Raw genomic sequence first — 218 nt, forward strand, 5'->3', positions numbered from 1 at the left:
TGTTCGGACTCGCTTTCGCTACGGCTTCCCCACACGGGTTAACCTCGCTACACACCGCTAACTCGCAGGCTCATTCTTCAAAAGGCACGCAGTCACGACGCACCGAGCAAGCTCGATGCGCGACGCTCCCACGGCTTGTAGGCACACGGTTTCAGGTACTATTTCACTCCGCTCCCGCGGTACTTTTCACCATTCCCTCACGGTACTATCCGCTATCG

The 218-nt window shown here is 57.3% G+C and carries 1 rRNA gene; it reads right to left on the bottom strand.

The annotated features are described in order from the left end of the window. Positions 1 to 218, bottom strand: a 23S ribosomal RNA gene (locus ADK54_RS20915); the annotation flags it as partial.

Origin of the sequence: Streptomyces sp. WM6378 (genome assembly GCF_001279695.1) — a bacterium.
Taxonomy (GTDB): Bacteria; Actinomycetota; Actinomycetes; order Streptomycetales; family Streptomycetaceae; genus Streptomyces.